Below are 26,154 nucleotides of genomic sequence, written 5' to 3'. Positions count from 1 at the left end.
GACCGCCGCCCGCGACTCCCCGACCCCACCCACTCCCCGCGCCCCACCGAAAGGCCCCACCATGAACACCGGTCTCCGCGTCGCCGCGCTCCTGCCAGCGGCCGCCCTCGTCCTCACCGCCTGCGGTGCGGGCGACGACACCGACGGCCCCGTCCTGACCTTCTCCAACAGCTACACGGAGGACCACCCGCACACCCGCTGCGGCATCGACCTGGTGGCCGAGCACGTGGCCGACGCCGACGCGGGCTTTCGCGTGGACACCTTCCCCGGGAGCCAACTCGGCGACAACACCGAGACCTTCGCGTCGGTGATGTCCGGCGACATCGACATGGACGTCCAGGGCTCGGCGGCGCTGGGTTCCGCCCACCAGCCGATCGGGGTCTTCGACGCCGCGTACGCCTTCGACGACGCCGACCACATGTTCTCCTTCTTCGACTCGGAGGCCGCCGAGGCCACGAAGGAGGGGTTCGAGGAGGCCACCGGGGCGAAGATCCTCGACGTCTGGTACTTCGGGGACCGGCACTTCACCGCCAACCAGCCGATCCGCACCCCCGCCGACCTCTCCGGGCTGCGGATGAGGTTCCCCGACTCCCCCATCTACCTCGCCAACGCCGCGGCGATGGGCGCCAGCCCCACCACGGTCGCCTTCGAGGAGGTCTACATGGCCCTCCAGCAGGGAACCGTCGACGGCCAGGAGAACCCGATCGCGACCGTCGCCGCCGACAACTACTCCGAGGTGCAGTCCCATGTCAGCCTCACCGGGCACCAGATCGGCTCCCAGATGATCGTGGTCTCCGGTCAGACCTGGGAGCGGCTCTCCGAAGGGCAGCAGGAGGTGCTCCAGGAGGCGGTCAGCCAGGTCCGGGAGGAGAACCGCGCCTGCATCGAGGAGGCGGAGGCCGAGGTCATCGCCGAGTGGGAGGCCAGCGGCGCCATGGAGGTCGTCGACGACGTGGACGTGGAGACCTTCCGCTCCCAGGTCCACGAGCACTTCCTGTCCACGCTCGAGGGCGAGGAGCTGGAGCTCTACGAGGCCTTCCGCGAGTCCGCCTGACCGCACGGGCCGGTGGCCGCGCAACGCCACCGGCCCGTCCCACTCCACCTCCGCACCGGCCCGACACCGGTGCGGCGTGAGCACACCCCGCCCCGCGAACGGAAACGGAGCCTGAAGAACATGCGGCGATCCATCGCCACGGTCTCCCTCAGCGGAACCCTGGAAGAGAAACTGAGCGCGGCCGCCAAGGTCGGCTTCAACGGCGTGGAGATCTTCGAGAACGACCTCCTCGCCTCCCCCCTGGCCCCCCGCGAGATCCGCGCCCTTGCCGGGGAACTCGGCCTGACCATCGATCTCTACCAGCCCTTCCGCGACTTCGAGGGCGTGGACGACACCCAGCTGGCCGCCAATCTGAGGCGGGCCGAGGCCAAGTTCGCGCTCATGGTCGAACTCGGGGTGGACACCCTCCTGGTCTGCTCCAACGCGACCGCCTCGGCGATCGACGACGACGCCCTGGCCGCCGCCCAACTGCGTTCCCTGGCTGAGACCGCCGAGCCCTACGGGGTGCGCGTCGCCTACGAGGCGCTCGCCTGGGGGCGACGCGTCTCGACCTACGAGCACTCGTGGCGGATCGTCGAGGCGGCCGACCACCCCTCACTCGGCCTGTGCCTGGACAGCTTCCACATCCTTTCCAGGGGTGACGACCCTTCGGGCATCCGGGACATCCCCTCGGAGAAAATCCTCTTCCTCCAGCTGGCCGACGCTCCGCGCATGGACATGGACGTGCTCCAGTGGAGCCGCCACCACCGCTGTTTCCCCGGGCAGGGCGGCTTCGACCTGGCGGCGTTCACCGGCCACGTGATCGCTGCGGGTTACCGGGGACCGCTGTCCCTGGAGGTGTTCAACGACGTCTTCCGCGCCTCCGACCCGGACCGGACGGCGGCCGACGCCCTTCGCTCGCTGTCCGCCCTGGAGGACGCCGTGGCACGGGCTCGGGAAGCCGTCGACTCCGGGCAGATCACGGACCGGCACCGCGACGGCGCCGTCCACCTGGCCCGGCTCCCGGACCTCGTGCCTCCGGAGGACCTGGCGTTCGTCGAGGTCGCGGCAGCCGATCCCGCCGCCGGGCGCACCCGCTCGGTGCTGTCGGCGCTGGGGTTCGCGCACACCCGCGACCACCGGTCCAAACCCGTCGAGCTGTGGGAGCACGGGCACACGCGGATCCTGCTGAACTCCGCCGACCCCCGGCTCGGACACACCTGGACCGGCGACGCCGCCGTGACGGCGCTCGGCGTCGAGGTCACCGATCCGGCCCGGGCCGCGGAAAGGGCCGAGGCCCTCTCGGCTCCCGCGCTGTCCCGCCGCCGTGACCCCTCGGAGGCGCGGATACCCGCCGTCGCCGCGCCCGACGGGACGGCCGTCTTCCTGTGCCCGCCCGAGGCGTCCGGCGGGGCGGACTGGACCGAGGACTTCTCCGCGCCCGCGGTCGGCGACCGGAAGGAGGGGGCGCCGACCCCGGTCACCGGCATCGACCACATCGGCCTGTACCAGCCGTTCGACCACTTCGACGAGGCCTCGCTGTTCTACCGGACCCTGTTCGGACTCTCACCGTCGGAGAGCACCGACCTGTCCTCTCCCGACGGGCTGGTCCGCAGCCGCGTCCTGACCAGACCGGACCCGGGGTCGGGACCGCGCATCGCGCTGAACGTGTCCGTGCTGGGGCGCGGACCGCAGGCCGACGCCACCGGCGGATCCCAGCACATCGCCCTGGCCTGCGACGACATCGTCGCGGTCGCCCGTGCGATGGTCGCCGCCGGGGAGCCCCCGATCCGGGTCCCCGACAACCACTACGACGACCTCGCCGCCAGGACGGACCTGTCACCGGCACGGCTCGCGCTCATGCGCGGCCTGGGCATCCTGCACGACACCGACGGAGCGGGCGAGTTCTGGCACCTCTACACGCCCCTGCTGGGCGGCCGGTTGTTCTTCGAGGTCGTGCAGCGCGTGAACGGGTACGAGGGGTACGGGGCGGCCAACACCCCGGTGCGGATGGCGGCGCACCGGGCGGCGCACCGTTCGGAGCAGTGGACGTGACGGGGCGGACGAGCGACGGCGGAAGCGTCCGAGCGCTGGCTTCCACCCATGACGTCCCCTCCTTCCTGGTGGGGCTGATCGGTTCGGGGATCGGCCCCTCCCTGACCCCGGCCATGCACGAGACGGAGGCCGCCGAGCTCGGGCGCCGCCTGGTCTACCGCAGGATCGACCTCGACGCCTGGGACCTGCCGGCGTCGTCGGTCGGCGAACTCGTGCGCTCGGCCCCGCGTTACGGGTTCGACGGGCTGAACATCACCCATCCCTGTAAGCAGCTGGTCCTGCCCCACCTGGACGAACTCACCCCCGACGCCGCCGCGCTGGGAGCCGTGAACACCGTGGTGTTCGACGGTGAACGCGCGGTCGGGCACAACACGGACTGGTCGGCCTTCGCCCGCTCCCTGGAACTGGGGCTGCCCACCGTGCCGAGGGAGAGGGTGGTCCTCCTGGGCGCGGGCGGGGCCGGTGCGGCGGTGGCCCACGCCCTCATGACCGCCGGTGTTCGGGACCTGTCGGTGGTGGACACCGACCAGGACCGGGCCAGCGGACTCGTCCGCGACCTGGTGGAACGCTTTCCGGGGCGTCGTTGCGAGGCGGCCCCTCCCTCTGAAGTCGGCGGCCTGCTCACCCGGGCGGACGGGCTGGTGAACGCGACCCCGGCCGGGATGGCCCAGCACCCGGGCACTCCGGTGGCCCCGGAGCTCCTGCGCCCGCACCTGTGGGTGGCCGACGTGGTCTACCGGCCGTTGCGCACCGCACTGCTCGCCGAGGCCGAGGGGATCGGGTGCGCCACTCTGGACGGCGGCGGCATGGCGGTGTTCCAGGCCGCCCAGGCGTTGGAGCTGATCACGGGGCTGGTGCCCGACCACGACCGGATGATGGCGCACTTCGCCGCGGTGGCGCGGGGCTGACCCGGGACGGTGCCCGGTCGGTCCCGGGCGGGCACCGGTCCCCCCGGGCCGGGCCCGCCGTCACCGCTCGATCGGGATCCCCTCCAGCATCCCGAACGGCCCCGCGTCGAAGGTGAGCCCGGTGGTCTCCGCCGGGCGCGCGGCCAGGTGGAGGTAGCCGTACTGGGTGGACCCGGGGGCGGTGGCGGCGGGCCACAGGGGGGATCCCACCCGCTCGATGAAGGACGGAGCCTCGCCGTCGAAGGCCTGGGTGTGGACGGTCCCGGTGGCGGGGTCGAAGGCGCTGAACTCGAAGCACGACCCGATACCGAAGGGGTTGGTCGTGGAGGGGACGGTGTCTCCCTCGTTGGTGGCCTCGAACCGGGCGACGACGAACGCGCCGTCCCGGTAGAGGGGGTGGACGTCCAGTTCCCAGGAGTGTGGGAGCTCGCCGTTCCTGCTCCCCTTCCTCTGGGAACCCCCATCCACTTTGGCGGTTCACAGCAGCGTGTTGTCCGTTTGCGGCAGGCTTCTGTTGCCCGGAAGCAGTGGGCCCGGCGGGAAGGCGGCGTACGCTCGTGCTGACCACCTCCCGGCACCCCCGGCCAGCCCCTTCTCACGGAAAGGCGCCCCCGTGCTCCCCTACGTCTCCGAGCCAGACGGCCGCCCCGCCCTGACCTTCGGCGAACGCGCACTCTCCTACGAGGAGCTCTCCGGCGCGGCGTCACGGCTCGCCGCCCGGCTCCCCCGGGACGGCCGGGTGGCGGTGTGGGCGACCCCCACCCTCGAGACCTGCGTCGCGGTGACCGCCGCGCTCCTGGCCGGGGTGCCGGTGGTCCCGCTGAACCCGCGCTCCGGCGACCAGGAGCTGCGGCACGTGATCGACGACAGCGCTCCCGAACTCCTGCTCCACGCCCCCGGCGAGAGGACCCCGGAGATCCTGGGAGCGCTGCCCCGGATGGAGGTGGACGCCGCCCCCGGCCCCGGCACATCCCCGTTCGCCCGAGAGGTGGACGACGAGGCCACCGCCCTCGTCGTCTACACGTCCGGGACCACCGGACCGCCCAAGGGAGTACTGCTCTCCCGGCGCGCGGTGGCGGCGACCCTGGACTCCCTCGCCCGGACCTGGGCCTGGACCAGCGAGGACGTCCTGGTGCACGCCCTGCCCCTGTTCCACGTACACGGCCTGGTCCTGGGCGTGCTCGGGCCGCTGCGCCTGGGCGCCGACCTGATCCACCTGGGCCGGTTCGACACCAAGGAACTCACCCGGGCGCTCACGGCGCGGGCGACCATGGTGTTCGGTGTCCCGACCATGTACCACCGGCTCGCGTTGGCCGTGGAGGACGACCACGCCCTGGTCGAGGGGCTGTCCCGGGCGCGGCTGCTCGTCTCCGGCTCGGCCGCGCTGCCCCTGCCCGACCACGAGAGACTGACCGCGGCCACCGGGCAGCGGGTGGTGGAGCGGTACGGGATGACCGAGACCCTCATGAACACCAGCGTGCGTCCGGGAGACCTGGCCGGGCACGGCACCGTGGGCGTCGCGCTGGACGGGGTGGAGCTGCGGCTGGTCGACGACGACGGCGCGGAGCTGGAGCTCGGCGCGGAGGAGATCGGTGAGGTCCAGGTGCGCGGCCCGAACCTGTTCAGCGGCTACCTCAACCGGCCCGAGGCCACCGCCGAGGCGATGGACGGCACCTGGTTCCGGACCGGCGACATGGCCGTGCGCGACGCCGGGGGCCGGGTGCGGCTGGTGGGCCGCAGGAGCACCGACCTCGTCAAGAGCGGCGGGTACAAGATCGGCGCCGGGGAGATCGAGAACACGCTGCTGGCCCACCCGGGGGTGGCGGAGGCGGCCGTCACCGGGGAGCCCGACCCGGACCTGGGCGAACGGGTGGTCGCCTGGATCGTCGCGACCGGCCCGGTGCCGCCGACCCTGGAGGAGCTGGCGGAGCTCGTGTCCTCGAGGCTGGCCCCGCACAAGCGTCCCCGCCGCCTGCGCGTGGTGGACGCGCTGCCGCGCAACGACATGGGCAAGGTCCTCAAGCGGGAGCTGGGGGTGTGACGACGGGGTCCGGGCACCGCGCGCCCGGACCCCGTCACCCGGTCCCGGTCAGAGCCGCACGTCCTCCCCGAACCAGGGCTCGACGATGCGGTCGTAGGTGCCGTCGTTCAGGGCCATGTTCAGCCACTGGTCCACGTAGTGCTTGAACACCTCGTCGCCCCTGGGCAGCATGAACGCCTTCTCGAAGAAGTCGAAGGGCTCCTCGGGGTTGACGGCGCACAGCTCCTCGTACTCGTTGGCCACCCACCGCACCTCGGAGGCGTCGGTGGTCATCACGTCGGCCCTGCCCGCGACGATCTCGTCGAAGATCGTGTTGTTGTCGTGCGTGACGAGCTCGCCGTCCGGGTAGTGCTCCTGGGCGAACACCTGGTTGGTGCCGCCGCTGGGCATGATCGAACGCACCCCGGGCTGGTTGATCTGCTCGATGGTGCGGTAGTCGTCGACGTTCTCGCACAGGGTGATGGGCGTCTTGCCGTCCTCCATGAGCGGCGCGGAGAAGTACACCCGCTGGGCGCGCTCGGTGCTGATCGAGATGCCGCCGACCGCGACGTCGCAACCGGCGAGGAAGTCGTCCATCAGGTCGTCCCAGGTGGTCCGGGTCCACTCGATCTCCACGCCGAGGTCGTCGGCGAGGTCGCGCGCCATGTCGACGTCGATGCCGGTGAACTCGTCCGGGTCGGCGTCGAGGAAGGTGAAGGGCCGGTAGTCGCCGGTCGTGCAGACGTTGAGCGATCCGCGTTCGAGGACATCGTCCAGCCTGCTCCCCTCCAGAGCGGTGGTCTCGGGGTGGGCCGACCCGTCCGAGTCCGCCCCCGAGCAACCGGCGGCGAGGAGCACGGTCAGCGAGGCGGCGGTGGTGGCGAGGACGGTGCGCGGCTTGGCTGGCGCTACTGGCACGTGCGGTCTCCCGGCGTCTGGTGAGTGATCCGGGTCATACTAGCCACGGCCCTCGGCAGGCGGCGGCGCCGGGTCCGGGTACGGGAACGGCCCCGCCTGGCGTGGCGGGGCCGTTCTCCGGGGTACCGTCCGGACCGGTCGCGTCCGCCTACCGGGAGGTTCCGGCGGCGGCGTCGGCCTCCCGGGGGTCACCGTCGTCCGCGGAGCCCTCACCCTCACGCGTGCCCTCACCGGGGACGGGGGTGACCGGGGCGAGCCGGTCGCCCTCGATGTCCACGTTGGGGAGCAGGCGGTCCAGCCACGTCGGCAGCCACCAGGTGGCCCGGCCGAACAGCGCCATGACCGCCGGGCCGAGCGTCATCCGGACCAGGAAGGCGTCGATGAGGATGCCCACGGCCAGGACGAACGCGATCGGCTTCAGCATCTCCACGTGGCCGAAGACGAACGAGGCGAAGACGCTGATCATGATCGCCGCGGCCGCCGTGACCACGCGCGCCCCCTGGGTGAAGCCGGTGGAGATCGCGGCCATCGGCTCGGCGCCGTGGACGTGGTCCTCCCGCATGCGGGAGACCAGGAAGACCTCGTAGTCCATGGCCAGACCGAAGAGGATGCCGATCATGAGGGTCGGCATGAACGCCAGGAGCGGACCGGGTTCCACTCCGAACAGCCCGGCGCCGTAGCCCCATTGGAAGACCACCACGGTCAGTCCCAGGGAGGCGCCCGCGCTGAGCACGAACCCCAGCGCGGCCTTCACCGGCACCAGGATCGAGCGGAACACGACGGTCATCAGCACCAGCGCCAGGCCGATGACCACGGCGGCGAACACCGGCAGGGCGTCGGCGAGGCGTTCGGAGACGTCGATCGCCATGGCGGCCGCACCGGCCACCACGATCTTCGCGCCGATCTCGTCCTCGATCTCGCCCTGGAGACCGCGCACGTCGTGCAGCAGGTCCTCGGTGGCGGTGTCCGAGGGGCCGGTCTCCGGGATGACCACGATGATCGCCGTGTCCCGCACTTCGCTGAGCTGGGGCGGGAACACCTCCGCGACCCCGTCGACCCCCTCCATGCGCTCGGCGACCTCGTCCGCGGCCGCGGGCATGTCCGGCAGACCGGTCAGGTCGGCCACCACGGCGAGCTGCGCGGTGTGCCCGGGCCCGAACTCGTCGCTGATGATCTCGAAGGCCTGGCGCTGGGTGGTGTCCGTCGAGCTGGTCTCGTCGCTGGGCAGGCCCAGGTGCATGCTGCCAAGGGGGAGCAGGAGCGTCCCCAGGACGGCGGTCACGCCGACGATCGCGACGACCGGACGCTTGATGACCATGCCGATCCACCGTGCGCTCATGGTGCGCTCGGAGACCATCGCCCTCTCCGCGCGGCGGCCCAGCACCGGCAGGCGCCCGGCCGTGACGCGGTGGCCCACGAACCCGAGCAGGGCGGGGAGCAACGTGATCGCCACGAGCACCGCCACTGCCACCGTGACCATGGCGGCCACGCCCATGAGGGTCAGGAACGGGATCTGGACCACCGCCAGACCGAGCAGGGCGATGATGACCGTGATCCCGGCGAAGACCACGGCGCTGCCAGCGGTGCCGATGGCTCGGGCGGCCGACTCCGCGGGGTCCCAGCCCTGCGCCACCTGCTTGCGGTGACGGGAGAGCACGAACAGCGAGTAGTCGATGCCCACGGCGATCCCGAGCATGAGCGCGAGGATCGGGGCCGTGCTGGTGAGCTCGATCAGGCTGGACGAGGCGTAGAGCAGGAGCATGCCCACGCCCACACCGATCAGCGCGAGCAGGATCGGCAGGCCGGCGGTGACCAGGGCGCCGAAGTTGATGATGAGCACCACGAGGGCGGCGACCAGGCCGACGACCTCGCTCGGGCCCATGATGGCGGGCACCTGCTGGGTGATGGAGGGGCCGCTGAACTCCACGTCCATGCCCGCCGCGCGGGCCTCGTCACCGGTGTCGAGGATGGCCTCGACGGTCTCGGACGGTACCTCGCCGTTGCGGAACTCCAGCTGTACCTGGATCATCACGCTGTCGCGGTCGTCCGAGAGCTGCGGAACCTGCTCGAGGACCTCCTCCTCGTCGAAGTCCGGGGCCTGCTCGGCAACCGCGGCGAGCGCCTGTTCCTCGGCCTCGACCATCAGTTCCTCGATGGCCTGGTCGCGACCGGGTGTCTCCGGCGGCACCAGTCCCTCGACCTGTTCGCGAGCGGCCTCCAGGGCCTGTTCCTCACCCTCGGCGATCCCGTCGTCGTACTGCTGACGGGCGTCCTCGAGGATGCCGTGCGGGCTGAAGACCTCGTCGACACCGTCGATCTCCGCCAGTTCGTCGGCGGTGGCGCGCACGGCGTCGGCGTACTGTTCGTCCTCGATGGCGTCGGAGCCGTCGGGGGCGCGCAGCACGGCGGTGACGGACTCACCGGTGGTGGAGAACCGCGCCTCCATGAGGTCGGTGGCCTGTTCCGACTCGGTGCCGGGGATACTGAGGGCGTCGTTGAGCGGGGCGCGGAACATCAGCGCCGCACCGCCCGCGAGCACCAGGACCAACAGCCACGAGAACACGACCAGCCATCGTCGTCGGTAGGCGAACCCACCCAGACGATAGAGCAGCCCAGCCATACTCATTCCTCTCAACCCCGATTTACGCTTGCCTTCCAGCTCATACGACGCCGATGAGGCGAAATGCCGAGGATCATGAGAGTTCGATGAGAACGCCGCGCCACCGGTGAGATCGTCGTCACGTTGTCCGGCTCGGGAGCCCGTGTCCGGGTCGGGCGGGGACGGGAAGCGAAGGGTGACCGTGGTGCCCTCGGCGGCGGTGGAGGCGAACTCCGCCTCTCCCCCGTGGGCCCGCATGACGGCGCGGACGATGGGCAGCCCGAGCCCGCTGCCGGGGCGGCCCGTGGCGGCGGAGGCCCGGTAGAAGCGCTCGAACACGAAGGCCGCGTTCTCCTCGGCCACGCCGGGGCCCTCGTCTGCCACCTCCAGGACCACACGGCCCTCGCGACGGTGCAGCCGGACGGTGGCCGGGCTGGTGGCCGGAGTGTGCACACGCACGTTGGCCAGCAGGTTGGAGACGGCCTGGCGCAGCTCCTGTTCGTCCCCGACCACCAGGCCGTCGGCGCTGACCTCGGTACGCCACTCCCTCTCGGGCTGGGCGGCGCGGGCGTCGGAGACGCTGTCGGACACGATCGGGCCGAGGGCGACGACCTCGTGCCGGGGCGCTGGCCCCTCGTCGAGGCGGGCCAGGTAGAGGAGGTTGTCCACGATGGCGGCCATGCGCTCGGACTCCTGCTGGGAGCGGGTGATGACGTCCGGTCTCCGGGCGACGTCGACCACCCCCTGGGCCACGAGTTGCAGGTAGCCCCGGATCGAGGTGAGCGGGGTGCGCAGTTCGTGGGAGGCGTCCGAGACGAACCGGCGCAGACGCTCCTCGGAGTGCTCGTGCGCGTACAGGGCTCCGCGCAGGCGGGCGAGCATGCGGTTGATGGACAGGGTGAGGCGGCTGACCTCGTCGGCCGCGCCCGGAGCGGGTTCGGGGACGCGGCGTTCCAGGTCGCCCAGGGCGATGGCCTCCGCCGTCTCCACGACGTCGTCCAGGGGGCGCAGACCCCGGCGGATGACCGCGGTTCCGGCGACCAGCGCGATCCCGAGCATGGCCAGGCCGACGGAGACCTGGATGGCCACCAACCGCTGGACGGTGGCGGTGACCGGTCGCAGGGGTTCGCCCATCAGGACGACGGTGTCCTGCTCAGGCAGGTGCAGCACCTTGACCCGGTACTCCGCGCCGTCGTGTTCGACCGTGAACACGCCCTCGGGCGCGCTGTCGGTGTCGATGTCGCGGACCAGGGTGGGGCCCGATCCCTGGAGTCGGTGCACCTTGGGGTGGCTGTCGCCCGGGACGCGGGTGACGAACTCGGCGACGAAGTCGCTGGGGGCGCGGATCTGCTCCACGAGCTGGTCGGGGCTCTTGGCGAAGATCTCGTCCTGGTTGGCGCGCACGAACGACGCGCTGGTCTCGATGCGCTCGTCCAGCCGGTCGACCAGGTAGGACGCGAGGAACATGGAGCTGGCCACGGCGACGACACTCAGGGCCAGGAACATCAGGACGGCGTTGACCACCACCATGCGGCCGCGCAGGGTGCGCCACGGTGCCCTCATTCGGGGTCACCCTCACGCAGCGCGTAGCCGAACCCCCGCTGCGTCCGGATGAGGTTGGGACCGTGGGCGCCGAGTTTGCGGCGCAGGTAGCCGACGTAGGTGTCGACGATGTTGGAGCCACCGGAGTAGCCGTCGCTCCACACCTCGTCGATGATCTGCGGGCGTGAGAGCACGCGCCCGCTGTTGAGCATCAGGTAGCGGAGCAGGTCGAACTCGGTGCGTGACAACGGCACAGGGTGCCCTGCCCGGCGCACCACGCAGGCGCGCTCGTCCAGTTCGACGTCGGCGAAGCACAGGACGCCCCCGCCCGGCTCGGGCCCGTTCCCGGGTCGTGTCCTGCGCAGGACCGCCCGTACCCGGGCCACGAGTTCGTCGGTGTTGAACGGCTTGGTGACGTAGTCGTCGCCACCGTAGGTGAGCCCCGCGATCCGCTCGCTGTGGGCGTCCTTGGCGGTGAGGAAGACGATGCCGAGGTCGGGCCGTGACCGCCGCAGTGCCCGGCACACGTCGAACCCGTCCCCGTCCGGCAGCATGACGTCCAGCACGACCAGGTCGGGTCCGAACACGTGCGCGGCGGTGTGGGCCTCGGCGGCGGTGGCGGCGGTCCGCACCTCGAATCCGTGGAACTCCAGGACGGTCGCGACCATGTCGAGGATGTTGGGTTCGTCGTCGACGACGAGGATCTTGGCTTGCATGGTCCGTCCATCACAGCCGAAAGGGATGAGAGAGCGATGAGAGACCAGGTCACAGGGTTGTGGTGACGTCGGACCCCGGCCCGATGGTAACCCCGCCGCTCCACCCGGACGGCCGCGTGCCCCGCCCCGGCTCCCGGTCCGGGCCGTCCTCTCCGGCGTTCCGGACGTTCCCGGGGCCCACCGAGCGGCGCGAGCCCCCCGTACCGGTGCGTACACCGCTACCGGGGGTCGCACGCTCCAGGACCGTGCCCGCGAGGGCTCAGACGAGTTCGGCCAGGAGAGGGATCTGCTCGGGATCGGTCAGCGCGGAGCCGACCGCCACCATCCGCGCCCCCGCGTCGAGGTACTGCCGGGCGTTGCGGGCGTCCATGCCGCCGGTCGCCACGATCCGCACGTCGGGGAAGGGCCCGGACATGGCCCGGAACCAGTCGGTGCCGAGCGACGTGGCGGGGAAGGCCTTCACCCAGTGACCGCCCGCTCTGAGCACCTTCTGGATGTCAGTGGGTGTGGCCACACCGGGCAGGTGGGGCATGCCCGCGGCCTCCGAGAGTGCCATGACCTCGGCGTCGAACCCCGGCGCGACGGTGAACGCGGCTCCCGCCTCGGACACGGCACGGACCTGGTCCGGGGTGATCACCGTGCCCGCGCCGACCGGGTGTCCGCGCTCCGCTCCGGCTCTGACCGTGGCGTGCAGTGCCTCCAGACCCCGGGCGTCGCGGGCGGGCACCTCGATGGCGGTCACACCCAGGTCCCAGGCGCGCTCGGCCAGTTCGACCGTGGTGCGCACCGGCATGCCCCTCAGGATCGCCAGCACGCGGTGCTCGGCGAACAGGCCGTCCAGACCCTTGTCACTCACTGTTGTCTCCTCTCACCGCGGCCACGGCCGCGGAGGCTTGTACGGGCCAGTGCTCGTCGGCCACCGCCACCAGCGCGTCCACCAGGTGCGGCTGGGGCGGGTCGGCCAGGTCCCCCGTCACCCGAAGGACGCGTCCGGCGCACAGGTGCCCCAGGCGCAGGCGTCCTCGACCGTCCAGGCCGCGCAGGTCCCCCGCCAGGTATCCCGCGGCGAAGGCGTCCCCCGCCCCGACCGGCTCGACGACCTCCACGGTGGGCGCGGGCACGTACACCCGCGTGTCGCCGTGGAACTCGCTGGCGCCGTTCTCGGCGTCCTTGACCACGAGGCGTTCGACGTCGGGCAGGAGCGCCCGCACGTCGTGGTCGGTGGAGGTACCCCACAGCTCCTCGGCCTCGTCCCTGCCGACGAAGACGGTGTCGGCGAGCCGGGCCAGCGCGAGCAGACGCGGGGCCGCCTCGTCCCGCCCCCACAGTCGGGGCCGGTGGTTGACGTCGAAGCTCACCGTCAGGCCTGGTGCCTCCAACAGCCCCTGGGCCAGGGCGTCGCACGCCGGTGACAGCGCGGGGGTGACCCCGGACAGGTGGACCCTGCCCGCGGCCCGCACTCTGGGATCCCCGACCAGTTCGGGGCCGAGCGCGGAGGCCGCGGACCCGGTCCGGTAGTAGTGCACGGTGCTCCCCTCCGGCGAGGGGTCCTTGGCGAACACGCCCGTGGGACGGTCCTGGTCGACCCGGACCCCCGTCACGTCCACGCCGCCCTCACGGAGGGTGCGCGTGATCAGGCGGCCGAAGGGGTCGTCCCCCACGGCGCTGATCCAGGCGGCCCGGTGCCCGAGGGCGGCGAGACCGGAGGCGACGTTGGACTCGGCTCCCGCGACCCCCATCGTCAGGAGCGGCGCCCGGTCCAGCGGGGTCGGGTCGGCGGCGGTGAGGAGCAGCATGGTCTCGCCGACACAGACGATCTGAGCGCTCACGCCGCACCCCCGAACTGGTGGGCCCGGGGTCCGCCGACCCCCACCGGGACCGAGAACACGGCGCCGTCGGCGGGACCGGGGCGGTCGAGGCCGACCCTCGCGGTGGTGACGAACAGCCGCGGCTGCGGACCTTGGGTGACGCACACGCTCGTGGGCTGGGCGGCGGGAACCGCGACCACGCTCTCCAGGGTTCCGTCGGGGTCGTAGCGGTGCACCTCACCGGCGCCCCAGACCGCGACCCACAGGTGCCCTTCGTCGTCGACCTGCATGCCGTCGGGACTGCCCTGCGAGACACGGGCGAAGACAGCGCGAGCCCCGGGTTCTCCGCCAGGGGACACGTCGTGGACGTCGATACGCCCGTCGGCGCTGTCCGCCAGGTACATGCGGGAACCGTCGGCGCTGAAGGCCGGGCCGTTGGGAACGGTGTAGCCCTCCAGGACACGGGTGAAGCCGCCATCGGGGTCGGCGCGGTAGACGGAACCGGCGCCCCGGGTGCCGTCGTAGGCCATCGACCCGGCCCAGAACCTGCCCGACGGGTCGCAGCAGCCGTCGTTCATCCGCATCGGTCCGGCCGCGCCGTCCTCCGGCCTGGCCAGCCACTCCACACCGCCGTTCGCGGAGACCACGGCGACCCCGGTTCCGACCGCCGCGACGTAGGCCCCAGGACGGTCCAGCACGGGGGCGACCGCCCCCAGCGGCGCGTCCAGGGACAGTACGACCTGGGCCGGACCGGGCGAGCCCGGGTCCAGGCGCAGGAGCCTCCCGGTGAGGATGTCCACCATGAGCAGGTGCCGACCGTGCCGACGGAGCCCCTCCCCCAGTTCGAAGCGGTCCGTGCTCCACGGTTCTCTCGACACGCGTGTCATCTCCTTCCTCATCACCACTCCGCGAACGATCCGTCCTCGTGGCTCCACACGGGCGACCGCCAGCGGTGGCCCCTGCGGTCCGCGCGGCGCACGGCGTCCTCGTCGACCTCCACGCCCAGCCCCGGGGCGTCGGTCCGATGGATGTGCCCGTCGGGGAAGGCGAAGACCTCGGCGTCCAGGACGTAGTCCAGCAGTTCGGCGTCCTGGTTGTAGTGGATGCCGATGCTCTGTTCCTGGATGAGGAAGTTGGGGGTGGCGAAGGCGACCTGAAGGCTGGCCGCCAGGGCCAGCGGACCGAGCGGGCAGTGCGGGGCGAGAAGGACGTCGTAGGTTTCGGCCAGGGAGGCGATCCTGCGGACCTCCGAGATCCCTCCCGCGTGCGAGAGGTCCGGCTGGGCCACCGAGATGCCCGCCTGGAGGGCGGGCAGGAAGTCGGTCCGGCTGAACAGGCGCTCGCCGGTGGCGATGGGCACGGGGCTGCTCCGCACGACGTCGCCGAGCAGGTGACCGTACTCGGGGAGCACGGGCTCCTCCACGAACATGGGGCGCAGCGGCTCCAGCAGGGGCAGGACCCGACGGGCCGTGGCCGCGTTGAAGCGGCCGTGGAAGTCCACCGCCACGTCCCGGTCCGGGCCGAGCACCTCGCGCACGCTCGCCAGCCGGTCCACGATCCCGTCGATCTCGCGCACGGTCGCCGAGCGCCCCATCACCCCGGAGCCGTTCATCTTCACCGCTGTCAGACCGGTCTCCACCCGCGCGCTGACCCTGTCGACCAGTTCGGCCGGGTCGTCGCCGCCGACCCAACCGTAGACCCTGACCTTGTCGCGGACGGGGCCGCCGAGGAGGCGGTGCACGGGCACGCCCAGGCTCTTGCCCGCGATGTCCCACAGGGCCTGGTCGAGCCCGGCGACCGCGCTGGACAGCACGGGACCGCCCCGGTAGAAACCGCCCTTGGTCAGACGCTGCCAATGGTGCTCGATGGGGGCGGGGTCCTGGCCCAGGAGGAGTTCGGACAGCTCCTCCACCGCCGCCCGCACGGTCTCCGCCCGCCCCTCGACCACCGGCTCGCCCCAGCCGACGATCCCCTCGTCGGTCTCCACCCGGCACATCAGCCACCGGGGCGGGACCAGGAAGGTCTCAATACGGGTGATTTTCACTCGGGTCTCTCCAAACTGTCTTCGGGCACGTCGTTTTCGGTGACGCGGAGCAGGTCCTGCCTGGCCTGTGTCAGCAGGGAGCGCATGGCGGTCTCGGCGGCGAGGGGGTCTCCGGCCGCGATGGCCTCGGTGACCGCCTGGTGGCTGGGCACCGGGTCGTCGTGGTCGCCTTCGTGGACCAGGCGGTCGCGTTCGGAGAGCCCCGCGGAGAAGAAGACGTCGGTGCGGGTGAACAGCTCGTTGTGTGTGGCCGCCAACAACGCGCGGTGCCAGCGCAGGTCGGCCCGGATGGCGTCCTCGGCCTGGCCGTCCACGGTGTCGGCGATCTCGCCGAGCGCGGCCCGCAGTTCGGCGACGTCGTCGTCCTCACGCCGCCGCGCCGCGAGCAGGGCGGCGGCGGGTTCGAGGGCGTCGCGCAGCTCGGCCAGATCCCGGAAGAAGACGTCACCGGCGCCCGCCGCCACCTGCCAACGGACCACGTCAGGGTCGAGCAGGTTCCAGTCGCCGCGAGGGCGCACGAAGGTGCCCTTCTTCTGGCGTGAGCCCACCAGCCCCTTCGCCGCGAGCACCTTGATCGCCTCGCGCAGGGCCGTCAGACTCAGGTCGAGTTCCTCGCTGAGCTCGGCCAGGTCGATGGTCCGTCCCTCCGCGAACTCCCCGGCGAGGACCCGTTCACCGAGCAATCGCACCGTCTGGCCGTGCACACCGCGCCCCGAATAGGCCGACATCATGTCCTCCGTTCCAGGCGCCCGGTCACGACGACGCCTTGTAGATACTCCACCCTCCGTCGACCGGAAGGCTCGCCCCCGTGACGTAGGAGGCCTCGGAGGATGCGAGGAAGGAGATGACGGACGCGACCTCGTCGGGATCGCCGAAACGACCGGCGGCGGTCTGGGCGACACTGGCGCGGCGGTCCTCCTCGCCCACGCCCTCCCAGGCAGCGGTGAGGACCGGGCCGGGCAGCACGCAGTTGACCCGCACGCGCGGACCGTACTCGACTGCGAGCTGGCGGGTCAGGGCGGTCAGTCCGCCCTTGCTGGTGGCGTAGGCCGGGCGGCCGGGCAGCCCGAACCAGGCATGGACCGAGGACGCGATGACGACGCTGCCACCACAGGCGGTCAGGTCGTCCAGGCAGGCGCGCACGCCCAGGAACGCGCCGGTGAGGTTGACGCCGATCTGGCGCTCCCAGGAGGCGAGCGAGGTCTCGTGGGCGGGCGCCTGTTCGAAGGTGTAGGCGTTGGAGACAAGGATCCCCACGGGACCGAAGGTGGCGCGGGTCCGCTCCACCACACGCTCCCACGAGCCCTCGTCGCTCACGTCCGCCACGATCGCCAGGGCGCGTCCGCCCTCAGCGCGGATGCGTTCGGCGGCCTCCTCCACACGGGGCGACAGGTCGGTGAGCACCACCGAGGCGCCCTGCGCCGCCAGGCGTCGGGCGGTGGCCTCACCGATTCCCTGGGCCGCTCCGGTGACCACGGCCGTGGTTCCCTCGTGCCTGGTGTTCGTCATGTCTCTTCCATCAGTTGGTAGGGGCGTCACGGAGGAGTCGGTCCGCGGTTCGGTCACGGTCGCGCCGCCGTGAACACGACGTCGGGGTCGGTACGTGGGTCGGCCTCCGGAACCGGAACGGCGAACCTGGTCGGTTCACCCGGTGCGGCCCGTGCGACGGTGCGCCCGGAACGGCGGTGGACCAGTGCGCCGTGCCGTGTGGAGGTGAACGAGCCGACCAGCCGCGCACCCTCCGGCCCGCGACCGTCCCAGTGGGGTCGCTCGCTCCAGAAGCCGTCGGCCGTGACCTCGGATACGGGCTCCCGGCCCACACCGAAGCCGAAGTCGATCCCCAGGCTCACCCGTTCCCCGGGGGCCAGGTCGGTGAGGGGTCCCAGTGCCTCGACCTCGATCACGCGGTCCACCGGGCACAGACCGCCCAGGTGCTCCAGTGGTCGGCTCACCGGGGCCTCGAGCCAGACCTCGGCCGGGGACCCCGCGTCCGGGTAGTCGGCCCCCTCGGTCACGTCGAAGCGCTGGGTGAGGGTGCCCGCGGCCCCCACGTTGGCCAACCAGCCGGAGGCGGTGGGGAAGCCGACCTTGCCGACCACTTCCTGTGGCGGCACCCGCAGAGCGGCGCACGTGTGCTCCACGACCCTCGGGTAGCCGTTGCCCGAGACGATCGGCACCGTGTGCGGGCCCTCGCCCCCGACTCCCACGAAGACACCGTCGGTGGCCTCGCCCGTGGATCCGGCCCCGTCGATCTGGGTCACGTTCCACAGCGCCCACCGGCGGTCCGTCGTGGAGGCGTTGAACGCCTCAAGGTCCAACCGGTACCCGGCGGCCCCGGGTTCCATGGTGAGCCGACGGGACAGGCGCAGACCGGACCTCGGATCGTCCCCGCTGGTGAGGGTGAGCACGACGGAGCCTGCCGGGCCGTCCTCGAGCCGGACCCCGTAGGCGCCCGAGTCCAGGACGGGATCGGGCGGACCGGCCCACTGTCCGGGCCCTTCCCACCCCTGCGGCGCGGGCCAGGTCTTGTCTCCGCCGACGTTGTTCCAGGCGCTCATCGGTCCGTCGACCGGTCCGAGCGACACCCCCTCCACCGGGCGAAGGTCCTCGCCCAGCAGACTGCCGTTTCGGTACAGGTGCTCCCGGTCACGGTGGCGCACGGACAGCACCCGGCCGCCCAGACCGGGCGCCGCGACGACTCGCACCACCCCGTTGTCGAGGACGATCAGCTCGTGTGCCTCCGAGCCCTCGCGCCGGACGCGGACGCGGGCGCTCACCCCTCCTCCCGGTTCACCAGGCACACCTTGCCCCGGCTCTCTCCCGCGGCCAGCCGGTACGCGGTGTCGGCGTCGGCGAGGTCGAAGCGGTCGGAGACCACGCGCTCGGGCGAGACCCCCCACCGGACCAGGTTCACCGACAGTTCGGCCATGGCGGGCAGCGACGTGACCCAGGAGGCGTACAGCGTGAGCTGCTTGTGCAGGAGGGTGTCGGACACCTCGGTCTCCAGGGTGCCTCCCTCGCCGACCAGCGAGACCCTCCCCCACTCCGCCGCGTGTTCCAGCGCCAGCGAGCGGCCCGCGCGCGATCCCGAGCAGTCGATGACCGTCGCGGCGCCCCGGCCGGAGGTGACCCGGCCGATCTCCTCGGCCGCCTCCTCCGGGGAGGCCAGGGCGTCGAACACGTCCAGAGTGGCGGCCCAGTCCCGGCGCCTGCCGTTGGGTTCGACCCCGATGACGCGGGCCGCGCCCATGCCGCGGCCGATCATGCCCGCCGCGAGCCCGACCGGGCCCAGACCCACGACCAGCAGGTCGCCGTCACCGTTGACTCCGATGCGCCGCAGCCCCTCGTACGCCGTGCCGAACCCACAGGCGATGAGCGCGCCGTCCACGAAGGAGAGCTCGTCCGGCAGGGGGACACAGGTGGACTCCTCCGCCAGCAGGTACTCGGCGTGGCCTCCGTCGCGCTGCCAGCCGTAGGAGGCCCGGCCGGGGTCCGTGCAGCTGATCATGTAGCCGCGGCGGCAGTTGTCACACAGCCCGCATCCCGCGATGTGGTAGACGATGACCCGGTCGCCGGGACCGAACCTGCGACACCCGGGACCCGCCTGCACGACCGTTCCCGAGGGCTCGTGTCCGGCGACGACCCCGCGGTAGGCGGGGCCGTCGATCCCCCGGTGCGTCCTGTGCTCGTGGTAGATGAACCCGATGTCGCTGCCGCAGATCCCGGAGGCGCCCACTCTCAGGAGAACCTGGCCCGGCCCCGGTTCCGGCACGGGGAGTGTGTCGACGACCGCGGTGGAGTCGCCGGGAAGCCTCACCCCGCGCATGGTGGCGGGCGGCGCAGTGCCGAAGGCGGTTGCGTTCATGGTGGTGTCCCCCTGTTCGGTCTAGGCGAGCCGGTTGGCCGCGCTGCGCCTGCTGATGATGACGTTGATGAGGACGGCCCCCACGATGATGAGGCCGCGGACCACGTCCTGGAAGAAGGAGTTGACGCCGAGCAGCACCAGCCCGTTGGCGATCACGGTGATGAAGACGACTCCGAGGAGGGTGCCGACCAGCGATCCGCGCCCACCCGCGAGCGCCGTCCCTCCGATCACCACGGCGGCGATGACGTCGAATTCCAGTCCCGAGGCGGCGCCGCCGTTCCCCGAGCCGAGACGGGCCGCGAGCAGCACACCGGTGATGGCGGACAGCAGGCCGGTGGTGGCGAACAGCAGGACGCGTACCCGAGCCACGTTGATGCCCGCGAGCTGCGCGGCGGCGGCGTTGCCACCGGTGGCGTAGACGGAGCGCCCGTAGGCGGTGTACTTGGCGACGTAGGCGAAGACCGCGAAGAGGACGAGCATGACGATCGCGGCGGTGGGCACGCCCATGACGGAGCCGCCGAGCACGTCGAGCAGCGCGCTCTCGGGGAGGGGCACGGGCAGCGCGTCGGTCATGTAGAGCGCCAAACCGCCGAGCACGCTCCACAGGCCCAGCGTGGTGATGAAGGAGGGCACGTTGAACCGGGCTCTGAGCCACCCGGCGAGGCCACCCCAGAGCACACCCATGGCCAGGGTGAGCAGGATGGCGCCGATCACGCCGAGGTTCCACTCCGTGGCACCCGTGGCGACGATGACCGAGGCGAAGGCCACGGCCGGGCCGATGCTGATGTCGATCTCACCGGCGATGATCACCAGGGTGACGCCCCACGCGGCGATGCCGATCGTCGCCGCGTTGCGCAGGAGGCCGAGCTGGTTGTCCAGGCTCAGGAAGCCGGAGGCCGACAGGCCGAGACCGACGTAGAGGATGAGGATGGCGGCCAGGAGGCCGATCTCGTTGAGACGGTGGCCGTAGCGGCCGATGAAGTCGCCGCGGGCGGAGACCGCCTCGCCGGTGACCTTGGTGGTGGTGGTCATTCCTACCTCGCCGTTCACGCCGCCATCGCGGCGGCCATGATGTTGTCCAGGGTGATGTCGTCGCCGGAGAACTCGCCCTCGAGGCGTCCTCCGCGCAGGGCCAGAACGCGGTCGCACACGAGCGGCAGTTCCTCCAGCTCACTGGAGACGAACAGGACCGCCGCGCCCTGTTGGGCGAGTTCGCGCACGATGCCGTAGATCTGGGCCTTGGCCTCCACGTCCACACCGCGGGTGGGCTCGTCGAGGAGCAGGATGCGGCTCCCCGCGTGCAACCAGCGGCCGATGACGGCCTTCTGCTGGTTGCCGCCGCTCAGGTTGACGATCGGAGTGTCGGGCGCGGCCGCCTTGATGGACAACCGCTCGATGAGCGCGCGCCCGAGGGAGGACACACGTGAGGGGAGTACCGTTCCCGCCCTGGACGCCCCTCCGAACCAGCTCATGACCATGTTCTCCGAGACACCCAGGAGAGGGACCACGCCCTCTCCCTTGCGGTCCTCGGGTGTGATGCCCACGCCCAGGCGACGCATCTCGTGCGGGGTCGGTCGGGTCACCGCGGTGCCGTCGACCTCGACGACGCCCTGGGCCGGGGTGAAACCGGCCAGCGCCCGAAGGAGTTCGGTGCGGCCCGACCCCATCAGCCCGCCGAGCCCGAGGACCTCCCCTTGGTGGAGGTCGAAGGAGACCTTCTCGATCTTGGGTGGAACCGACAGGTCGCGAACCGACAGCAGCGGGGGTCCCTTGGCCGCGGTGGTCCGCACCGCGGGGGACTGTGCCCGCTCGCCCCCGTCGCCGAGCATCAGGGAGACGATGCGGCCGGTGGTGGCGCCCCGGACGGGCACCGTCTCCACGACCGCGCCGTCACGCATGACGGTGACGGAGTCGGCGACGCGGCGGATCTCCTCCAACCGGTGGCTGACGTAGATGACGCCGACCCCGTGTGAGGCCACGCGTGTGACGGCGTCCAGGACGGCCTCGGCCTCGGCCGCCGCCAGCGCGCTGGTCGGTTCGTCCAGGATCAGCAGGCGGGGCCGCGCCAGGAAGGCCCGCGCGATCTCGACGAGCTGTTGCTGGGCCAGGGGCAGTTCCCCGACCCGGGTGTCGGAGGCGATGTCGACGCCGAGTTCGCCGAAGATCTCCTTCGCGCCGGCGCGCATCGCGGCGTAGTCGACGCGGCCACCGCCCGTCGGCCAGGAGCCGAGGTAGAGGTTCTCGGCGGCCGAGAGTTCCGGCACCAGGCTGAGCTCCTGGTAGACGGTTCCGACTCCGAGTTCGGTGGCACGCCGGACACCCCCGCCGTCGAACGGGACGCCGCCGAGTTCGATCCGGCCCTCGTCGGGCGTCTCGACGCCGGCCAGCAGACGGATCAGGGTGGACTTGCCCGCGCCGTTGCGCCCGAGGAGCGCCCGGACCTCTCCGGCGCGGATCTCGAAGTCGGCGTGGTCGAGCGCGGTGACTCCGGGGTAGCTCTTAGTGGCGCCGCGGACGCGGGCCACGACTTCGGTGTCGGGAGCCGCGGTGTCGGCGCAGATGTCACTCATGGGTGCTCCACAGGTGGGACGGCGGGCGTTCGCGGGATTCGGAGGCCGGTCACGGGATGCCGTCCGGGTGTTCCTCCAGCCACTCCTCGCCGTGCTCGGGCGTGGTGTAGAGGTCGACGGGGGCCGGGGTCACGAACTCCTCAAGTTCCTCCCCCGCGATGATGCGCTCGACGGTCTCTCCCGCGAGGAGTCCGACGGCGGTGCCGGAGATGTCGACGTTGGCCTTGAGGACGCGGTGGTCGGCCAGGGCCCGGGCCGCGTCCGTGGACATGTCGCTGCCGAAGACCACGACGTCCCCGACGCGGCCCCGGTTGCTGACGGCTCGGACCGCGCCCATCGTCGCGCCGCCCGCCTCGCCGTAGAAGGCGTCCAGGTCGGGGTGGGCGGTCAGGAGCCGTTCGCCCACGTCGACGGCCTCGTCAATGGTGGCGCCCTCCTGGTTGGCCACGATCCGGGCGTCGGGCAGGCGGGCGAAGAGTGCTTCCTCGAACCCCTCGCGGCGCTGGACGCAGACCTCGACGAACTCGCAGTTCAGGACGGCGATCTGCGGGTCGTGCACGCCCTCGCCCTCGAAGTGCTCCGCCGCCGCGTCGCCGAGCCGACGGCCGAACTCGTGGGGGTCCCCCAGGATGTAGGAGGTCACGTACTCCCGGGCGGCCTCGTCCTCGATGCAGGTGTTGTAGCAGACGACGGGTATGCCGCTCTCGTGTGCCAGGCGCAGGGCCGGGATGGAGGCGGTGGCCGAGACCGGGGACAGGACCAGGACGTCGACGTCGGCGGAGGAGGCGACGTCGACGAAGGTGCTCTCCTCGGAGGCGTCTCCGCGGGCGTTGAGCTCCAGCAGCTGGAGTTCGCGTCCGGAGTTCTCTGCGTGGTTCTGCATCCCCTGCCGGACTCCCGCGTAGAAGCCCTGGGCGTCCATGTAGACGACGCCGATACGGCCGTCCTCTCCCAGTCGCGCGCCGCATCCGGCGAGAACCAGCACACACAGGGCGGCGGCGAGGGACACGAGCGCTCGGCTCGTCGGGGGTGGTGGTCGCCTGACCATGGGCCTACTCCTTGGCGTTGGGCACACGCGTTTGACCTGCGTGAACAGCCACTTCGACTGGAGTCGAGAATGTCAGAGTGATCCAGGTAACGTCAACAATAAATACTAATTAATTATTTTTGGGGGGCCTGAGGGTACGACGGAGCCCGAAACCGGCCCCGAACGGGCCTGCTGGCCGGGCGGTGCGCGAGACGGCGGGGCAACCCCGAATCCACCCGCACTCCCAGACGCCCCGCCGGACCCTCGGGACGCGGCCCCCTGCGGTCAGCGCCCGAGCCTCCCTTGGGAGCGTTCCCGAATTCTTTCGGACACCCCCTTGTAACAACACGGAGCGCGACCGTAGAGTCGCTTAACACTCATTCAGCAGAGTGCGCCGAGCCCCTCGAACCCGCGCGAGACCCGCTAGCCCGCGCGTGCCCGGGGTCCGGCACCGCCCCCGACCCCCTGGAGAACCACCATGGGCCACCGACCGGCCACGAGCCCCCGAAGCCGCGGCACCGCGCGCCGCACCATCACCACCACGGTGGGACTGGGAGCCGCCTTCGCTCTCACCGTCACCGCCCTGACCTGGACCGGAAGCGACGTGACCGACAACAGCGAACTGACCTCCACCGACACCTCACAGGCCGCGCTGGTCTGGTCCGACGAGTTCGACGGCGCGGCGGGCGACGCCCCCGACCCCGCGAACTGGAACCACGAGACCGGCGACCACGGGTGGGGCAACCAGGAGCTCCAGAACTACACCACCAGCCGGGACAACTCCGCCCTGGACGGCGAGGGCAACCTCGTCATCACCGCGCGCCAGGAAGCCGACGGCGGCTACACCTCCGCGCGGATGACCACCCAGAACAACGTCGAGCACGCCTACGGCCGCATCGAGGCCAGGATCAAGGTGCCGACCAGCCAGGGCGTCTGGCCCGCCTTCTGGATGCTGGGCTCCGACTTCCCGGACACCCCGTGGCCGGACTCGGGCGAGATCGACATCATGGAGCACATCGGCAGCGAGCCCGGCACCGTCCACGGCACCGTGCACGGTCCCGGTTACTCCGGCGGCGGGGGCGTGGGCGCCTCCTACGACCACCCGGACGGCGGGGCGTTCCCCGACGACTTCCACGTGTACGCGGTGGACTGGACCCCCGAGTCCATCACCTGGTCGGTCGACGACGTCCCCTTCAACACCGTCACCCCCGCCGACGTGAGCGGTGACTGGGTGTTCGACCAGGAGTTCTTCATGATCCTCAACGTCGCCGTGGGTGGCGAGTGGCCCGGCTACCCGGACGACTCCACCCAGCTCCCGCAGGAGATGGTCGTGGACTACGTCCGCGTCTACGACACGGAGTAGATCCCGCAGAGTGAACGGACGGGGCCCGTCGACCACGGGCCCCGTCCCCTGGTGTCCGGACACCCCGATACCAGCGGGTTTCCGGTACCGGCGGGTATGTTAGGTTCGCCCCCATGGACGGCCCACCGGAACCCATCCCCCGTGTGCCCCGCGCGCAGGTGCGCAGCCGACTGCTCGCCGCCGCCGCGCGCGTGTTCGCCGAGCACGGGTACGCCGAGAGCCGCCTGGAGGACGTGGCACGCGCGGCCGGGTTCACCAAGGGGGCCGTCTACTCCAACTTCGGCGGCAAGCAGGACCTCTTCGCCGCCGTGCTCAGCGATCGCTCCGAGCACGAGTTCACCACCGCTGCCGCCCTGGAACGGTCCGCAGCAGCCGAGGAAGCGTTGGTCGGGATCGCCCGGCGCGTCACCGAGGACACCCAGCGAGGCCGCCTCGGGCTGGAGTTCGCCGCGCACGCCACCCGCCACGGCCCCACCGCGGTCGCCGTGACCCGGATGCGCCGCTCCCAGCGCGAGACGCTGACCGAGCTGGTCACCGAACTCACCGAGCGGCACGGGGTCCGGCTCACAGCCCCTGCCGAGACCGTCGCCCTGGCCCTGCACTGCCTCACCATCGGACTGTCCATGGAACATCTGGCCGACCCCGAGACCGTGGACGCGCGGGCCGTCGAGGACACCCTGATCACCACCCTGGCCGGGTTCGCGGCCCGCGCCGAACACGAGGAGACCCCATGAACCCGCCCATCGCCCGCGTCGCGCTCGCCACAGGCGGGGCCCTCCTCGCCCTGGGACTGCTCACGGCGTGCGGTCAGGCCGCCGAGCTCGGCGACGCTGAGGAGAAGAGCTACGACGACGTTCCCGAACTCCTCATCGTCGAGGTCGACAACGCCTCCCTGGAGGTCGTCCCCCACGACACCGACCAGGTCAGGGTGGTCCGCCAGGACACGGGCGACGCCGGCGGGGACTGGGAGCTGACCGGGGACACCCTCTCCCTGGAGATGACGTGCGGCACCGTCTCCAACTGCCGGGTCAGGTACCAGGTGTTCGTCCCGGCCGACACCGCGCTGGCCGTGGACACCGACAACGGCACCGTGTCCGTGTCCGGTTTCACCGCCCCCCTCGAGGTCACCTCGGCCAACGGGACGGTCGACGTCGCGAACGTCACCGGTCCGCTCACTCTGACCTCCGACAACGGCGACATGAACCTCAGCGAGATCGGCTCGGACTCCGTCAGCGCCGCCACCGACAACGGCAGCATCGACGCCGTCTTCAGCGAGGCGCCCACGGAGGTGGAGGTGAGCACCAACAACGGGACCGCGACGGTCGCGATGCCCGGCGGGCCCTACGCGGTGTTCGAGACCTCGGACAACGGCGAGGTCGTCAACGGTCTGCCCACCGACGACTCCAGCACGAGCACGGTCACGGCGCGGACCGACAACGGCACGATCACCCTGGACGCGATCGGCTGAGGGCCTGGTCCGCGCCGCACAGTCCCCGTCTCCTGACCGCCCCTGACCCCGGCGGCGGTCTCCCTCCCCCGCCAAGGCAAGCGTCCGCCCGGTTCCACGGGCGAGGCCCCGTCCGCCCCTCCACCGCCCCGGTCAAGGTGATCGCGTGGTTCCTGCCCCTCCCCCGAGACAGCGGTCCGCGAAGCGCTCCCGCTGCGTCCCCCGCAGTCGCGCCGGAA

22 protein-coding genes are annotated in these 26,154 nt (G+C 71.7%); 7 read left to right on the top strand and 15 right to left on the bottom strand.

Going from position 1 to position 26,154, the window contains the following annotated elements:
* Nucleotides 1-61 precede the first annotated feature (61 nt).
* The 3 genes from KBX21_RS12415 to KBX21_RS12405 all read left to right on the top strand — a co-directional run bounded on the left by KBX21_RS12415 (nucleotide 62) and on the right by KBX21_RS12405 (nucleotide 3,996).
* Nucleotides 62-1,054, top strand: coding sequence for a DctP family TRAP transporter solute-binding subunit (locus KBX21_RS12415; protein WP_210841983.1), 993 nt, complete (start codon nucleotides 62-64; stop codon nucleotides 1,052-1,054).
* A 120-nt stretch (nucleotides 1,055-1,174) separates the two neighbouring features.
* Entirely contained in the window at nucleotides 1,175-3,088 is a 1,914-nt protein-coding gene (locus tag KBX21_RS12410; RefSeq protein WP_210841982.1) for a sugar phosphate isomerase/epimerase and 4-hydroxyphenylpyruvate domain-containing protein, read from the top strand.
* A complete protein-coding gene (locus KBX21_RS12405; protein WP_307869197.1) occupies nucleotides 3,079-3,996 on the top strand; it encodes a shikimate dehydrogenase in 918 nt (305 codons plus the stop codon). Before KBX21_RS12410 ends, KBX21_RS12405 begins: the two co-directional genes overlap by 10 nt.
* Nucleotides 3,997-4,056: 60 nt before the next feature.
* On the opposite strand, the gene KBX21_RS12400 is transcribed toward KBX21_RS12405, so the two are convergent.
* Nucleotides 4,057-4,464, bottom strand: coding sequence for a hypothetical protein (locus tag KBX21_RS12400; RefSeq protein WP_210841981.1), 408 nt, complete (start codon nucleotides 4,462-4,464; stop codon nucleotides 4,057-4,059).
* 145 nt (nucleotides 4,465-4,609) lie between these two features.
* Here KBX21_RS12400 and KBX21_RS12395 point away from each other — a divergent pair, with 145 nt between their 5' ends.
* Complete coding sequence (locus KBX21_RS12395; RefSeq protein WP_210841980.1) at nucleotides 4,610-6,037, top strand: acyl-CoA synthetase; 1,428 nt, start codon at nucleotides 4,610-4,612, stop codon at nucleotides 6,035-6,037.
* A 48-nt stretch (nucleotides 6,038-6,085) separates the two neighbouring features.
* Here KBX21_RS12395 and KBX21_RS12390 read toward each other — a convergent pair whose 3' ends face one another.
* From KBX21_RS12390 to KBX21_RS12325, 14 genes are all read right to left on the bottom strand, one after another.
* Nucleotides 6,086-6,934 carry a transporter substrate-binding domain-containing protein gene (locus tag KBX21_RS12390; RefSeq protein WP_210841979.1) on the bottom strand — a complete coding sequence of 283 codons (849 nt, stop codon included), beginning with the start codon at nucleotides 6,932-6,934 and terminating at the stop codon, nucleotides 6,086-6,088.
* Between the two features lie 148 nt (nucleotides 6,935-7,082).
* Nucleotides 7,083-11,096 carry an MMPL family transporter gene (locus tag KBX21_RS12385; protein WP_247665628.1) on the bottom strand — a complete coding sequence of 1,338 codons (4,014 nt, stop codon included), beginning with the start codon at nucleotides 11,094-11,096 and terminating at the stop codon, nucleotides 7,083-7,085.
* The gene (locus KBX21_RS12380; protein ID WP_210841978.1) at nucleotides 11,093-11,791 is read right to left on the bottom strand and encodes a response regulator transcription factor; all 699 of its coding nucleotides are present in this window, start codon (nucleotides 11,789-11,791) and stop codon (nucleotides 11,093-11,095) included. The genes KBX21_RS12385 and KBX21_RS12380 overlap by 4 nt, the downstream gene beginning before the upstream one ends.
* A gap of 259 nt (nucleotides 11,792-12,050) precedes the next feature.
* A complete protein-coding gene (locus tag KBX21_RS12375; protein ID WP_210841977.1) occupies nucleotides 12,051-12,647 on the bottom strand; it encodes a bifunctional 4-hydroxy-2-oxoglutarate aldolase/2-dehydro-3-deoxy-phosphogluconate aldolase in 597 nt (198 codons plus the stop codon).
* The gene (locus tag KBX21_RS12370; RefSeq protein ID WP_247665650.1) at nucleotides 12,640-13,587 is read right to left on the bottom strand and encodes a sugar kinase; all 948 of its coding nucleotides are present in this window, start codon (nucleotides 13,585-13,587) and stop codon (nucleotides 12,640-12,642) included. Before KBX21_RS12370 ends, KBX21_RS12375 begins: the two co-directional genes overlap by 8 nt.
* Before the next feature lie 29 nt (nucleotides 13,588-13,616).
* Nucleotides 13,617-14,486, bottom strand: coding sequence for an SMP-30/gluconolactonase/LRE family protein (locus KBX21_RS12365; RefSeq protein WP_247665649.1), 870 nt, complete (start codon nucleotides 14,484-14,486; stop codon nucleotides 13,617-13,619).
* Nucleotides 14,487-14,497: 11 nt separating this feature from the next.
* Entirely contained in the window at nucleotides 14,498-15,643 is a 1,146-nt protein-coding gene (gene dgoD / locus KBX21_RS12360; protein ID WP_049570057.1) for a galactonate dehydratase, read from the bottom strand.
* The gene (locus tag KBX21_RS12355; RefSeq protein ID WP_049570199.1) at nucleotides 15,640-16,371 is read right to left on the bottom strand and encodes a FadR/GntR family transcriptional regulator; all 732 of its coding nucleotides are present in this window, start codon (nucleotides 16,369-16,371) and stop codon (nucleotides 15,640-15,642) included. Before KBX21_RS12355 ends, dgoD begins: the two co-directional genes overlap by 4 nt.
* Before the next feature lie 25 nt (nucleotides 16,372-16,396).
* Nucleotides 16,397-17,152 (bottom strand): SDR family NAD(P)-dependent oxidoreductase, encoded by a 756-nt coding sequence (locus tag KBX21_RS12350; protein ID WP_049570055.1) that lies wholly within the window; start codon nucleotides 17,150-17,152, stop codon nucleotides 16,397-16,399.
* Nucleotides 17,153-17,205: 53 nt separating this feature from the next.
* On the bottom strand, nucleotides 17,206-18,420 hold the full coding sequence (locus tag KBX21_RS12345; protein ID WP_210841974.1) for a hypothetical protein: 1,215 nt from the start codon (nucleotides 18,418-18,420) through the stop codon (nucleotides 17,206-17,208).
* Entirely contained in the window at nucleotides 18,417-19,508 is a 1,092-nt protein-coding gene (locus KBX21_RS12340; RefSeq protein WP_049570049.1) for a zinc-binding dehydrogenase, read from the bottom strand. The genes KBX21_RS12345 and KBX21_RS12340 overlap by 4 nt, the downstream gene beginning before the upstream one ends.
* A 21-nt stretch (nucleotides 19,509-19,529) precedes the next feature.
* On the bottom strand, nucleotides 19,530-20,540 hold the full coding sequence (locus KBX21_RS12335; protein ID WP_049570045.1) for an ABC transporter permease: 1,011 nt from the start codon (nucleotides 20,538-20,540) through the stop codon (nucleotides 19,530-19,532).
* A gap of 14 nt (nucleotides 20,541-20,554) precedes the next feature.
* A complete protein-coding gene (locus KBX21_RS12330; RefSeq protein ID WP_049570042.1) occupies nucleotides 20,555-22,078 on the bottom strand; it encodes a sugar ABC transporter ATP-binding protein in 1,524 nt (507 codons plus the stop codon).
* A gap of 49 nt (nucleotides 22,079-22,127) precedes the next feature.
* A complete protein-coding gene (locus KBX21_RS12325) occupies nucleotides 22,128-23,126 on the bottom strand; it encodes a substrate-binding domain-containing protein (protein ID WP_210841973.1) in 999 nt (332 codons plus the stop codon).
* Nucleotides 23,127-23,583: 457 nt separating this feature from the next.
* Between KBX21_RS12325 and KBX21_RS12320 the strand changes: the two genes are divergently transcribed.
* The 3 genes from KBX21_RS12320 to KBX21_RS12310 all read left to right on the top strand — a co-directional run bounded on the left by KBX21_RS12320 (nucleotide 23,584) and on the right by KBX21_RS12310 (nucleotide 25,936).
* Nucleotides 23,584-24,468 carry a family 16 glycosylhydrolase gene (locus tag KBX21_RS12320; RefSeq protein WP_049570036.1) on the top strand — a complete coding sequence of 295 codons (885 nt, stop codon included), beginning with the start codon at nucleotides 23,584-23,586 and terminating at the stop codon, nucleotides 24,466-24,468.
* 113 nt (nucleotides 24,469-24,581) lie between these two features.
* Nucleotides 24,582-25,202, top strand: coding sequence for a TetR/AcrR family transcriptional regulator (locus tag KBX21_RS12315; protein ID WP_210841972.1), 621 nt, complete (start codon nucleotides 24,582-24,584; stop codon nucleotides 25,200-25,202).
* Complete coding sequence (locus KBX21_RS12310) at nucleotides 25,199-25,936, top strand: DUF4097 family beta strand repeat-containing protein (protein WP_210841971.1); 738 nt, start codon at nucleotides 25,199-25,201, stop codon at nucleotides 25,934-25,936. The genes KBX21_RS12315 and KBX21_RS12310 overlap by 4 nt, the downstream gene beginning before the upstream one ends.
* Nucleotides 25,937-26,154: the final 218 nt, after the last annotated feature.

The sequence above is a fragment of the Nocardiopsis sp. B62 genome (genome assembly GCF_018070675.1).
Taxonomy (GTDB): domain Bacteria; phylum Actinomycetota; class Actinomycetes; order Streptosporangiales; family Streptosporangiaceae; genus Nocardiopsis; species Nocardiopsis prasina.
Note: the sequence above shows the minus strand (reverse complement) of the source record. Positions and strands in the feature narration are given on the sequence as shown.

Excerpts from the sequence above, each read along its gene's own strand:
- KBX21_RS12325 (WP_210841973.1), bottom strand. The coding sequence starts at position 23,126 with ATGGTCAGGCGACCACCACCCCCGACGAGCCGAGCGCTCGTGTCCCTC.
- KBX21_RS12415 (WP_210841983.1), top strand. The coding sequence starts at position 62 with ATGAACACCGGTCTCCGCGTCGCCGCGCTCCTGCCAGCGGCCGCCCTC.
- KBX21_RS12350 (WP_049570055.1), bottom strand. The coding sequence starts at position 17,152 with ATGACGAACACCAGGCACGAGGGAACCACGGCCGTGGTCACCGGAGCG.
- KBX21_RS12320 (WP_049570036.1), top strand. The coding sequence starts at position 23,584 with ATGGGCCACCGACCGGCCACGAGCCCCCGAAGCCGCGGCACCGCGCGC.
- KBX21_RS12385 (WP_247665628.1), bottom strand. The coding sequence starts at position 11,096 with ATGAGGGCACCGTGGCGCACCCTGCGCGGCCGCATGGTGGTGGTCAAC.
- KBX21_RS12335 (WP_049570045.1), bottom strand. The coding sequence starts at position 20,540 with ATGACCACCACCACCAAGGTCACCGGCGAGGCGGTCTCCGCCCGCGGC.
- KBX21_RS12370 (WP_247665650.1), bottom strand. The coding sequence starts at position 13,587 with ATGCTGCTCCTCACCGCCGCCGACCCGACCCCGCTGGACCGGGCGCCG.
- KBX21_RS12315 (WP_210841972.1), top strand. The coding sequence starts at position 24,582 with ATGGACGGCCCACCGGAACCCATCCCCCGTGTGCCCCGCGCGCAGGTG.
- KBX21_RS12355 (WP_049570199.1), bottom strand. The coding sequence starts at position 16,371 with ATGTCGGCCTATTCGGGGCGCGGTGTGCACGGCCAGACGGTGCGATTG.
- KBX21_RS12410 (WP_210841982.1), top strand. The coding sequence starts at position 1,175 with ATGCGGCGATCCATCGCCACGGTCTCCCTCAGCGGAACCCTGGAAGAG.
- KBX21_RS12340 (WP_049570049.1), bottom strand. The coding sequence starts at position 19,508 with ATGAACGCAACCGCCTTCGGCACTGCGCCGCCCGCCACCATGCGCGGG.
- KBX21_RS12310 (WP_210841971.1), top strand. The coding sequence starts at position 25,199 with ATGAACCCGCCCATCGCCCGCGTCGCGCTCGCCACAGGCGGGGCCCTC.
- KBX21_RS12365 (WP_247665649.1), bottom strand. The coding sequence starts at position 14,486 with ATGACACGCGTGTCGAGAGAACCGTGGAGCACGGACCGCTTCGAACTG.
- KBX21_RS12330 (WP_049570042.1), bottom strand. The coding sequence starts at position 22,078 with ATGAGTGACATCTGCGCCGACACCGCGGCTCCCGACACCGAAGTCGTG.
- KBX21_RS12380 (WP_210841978.1), bottom strand. The coding sequence starts at position 11,791 with ATGCAAGCCAAGATCCTCGTCGTCGACGACGAACCCAACATCCTCGAC.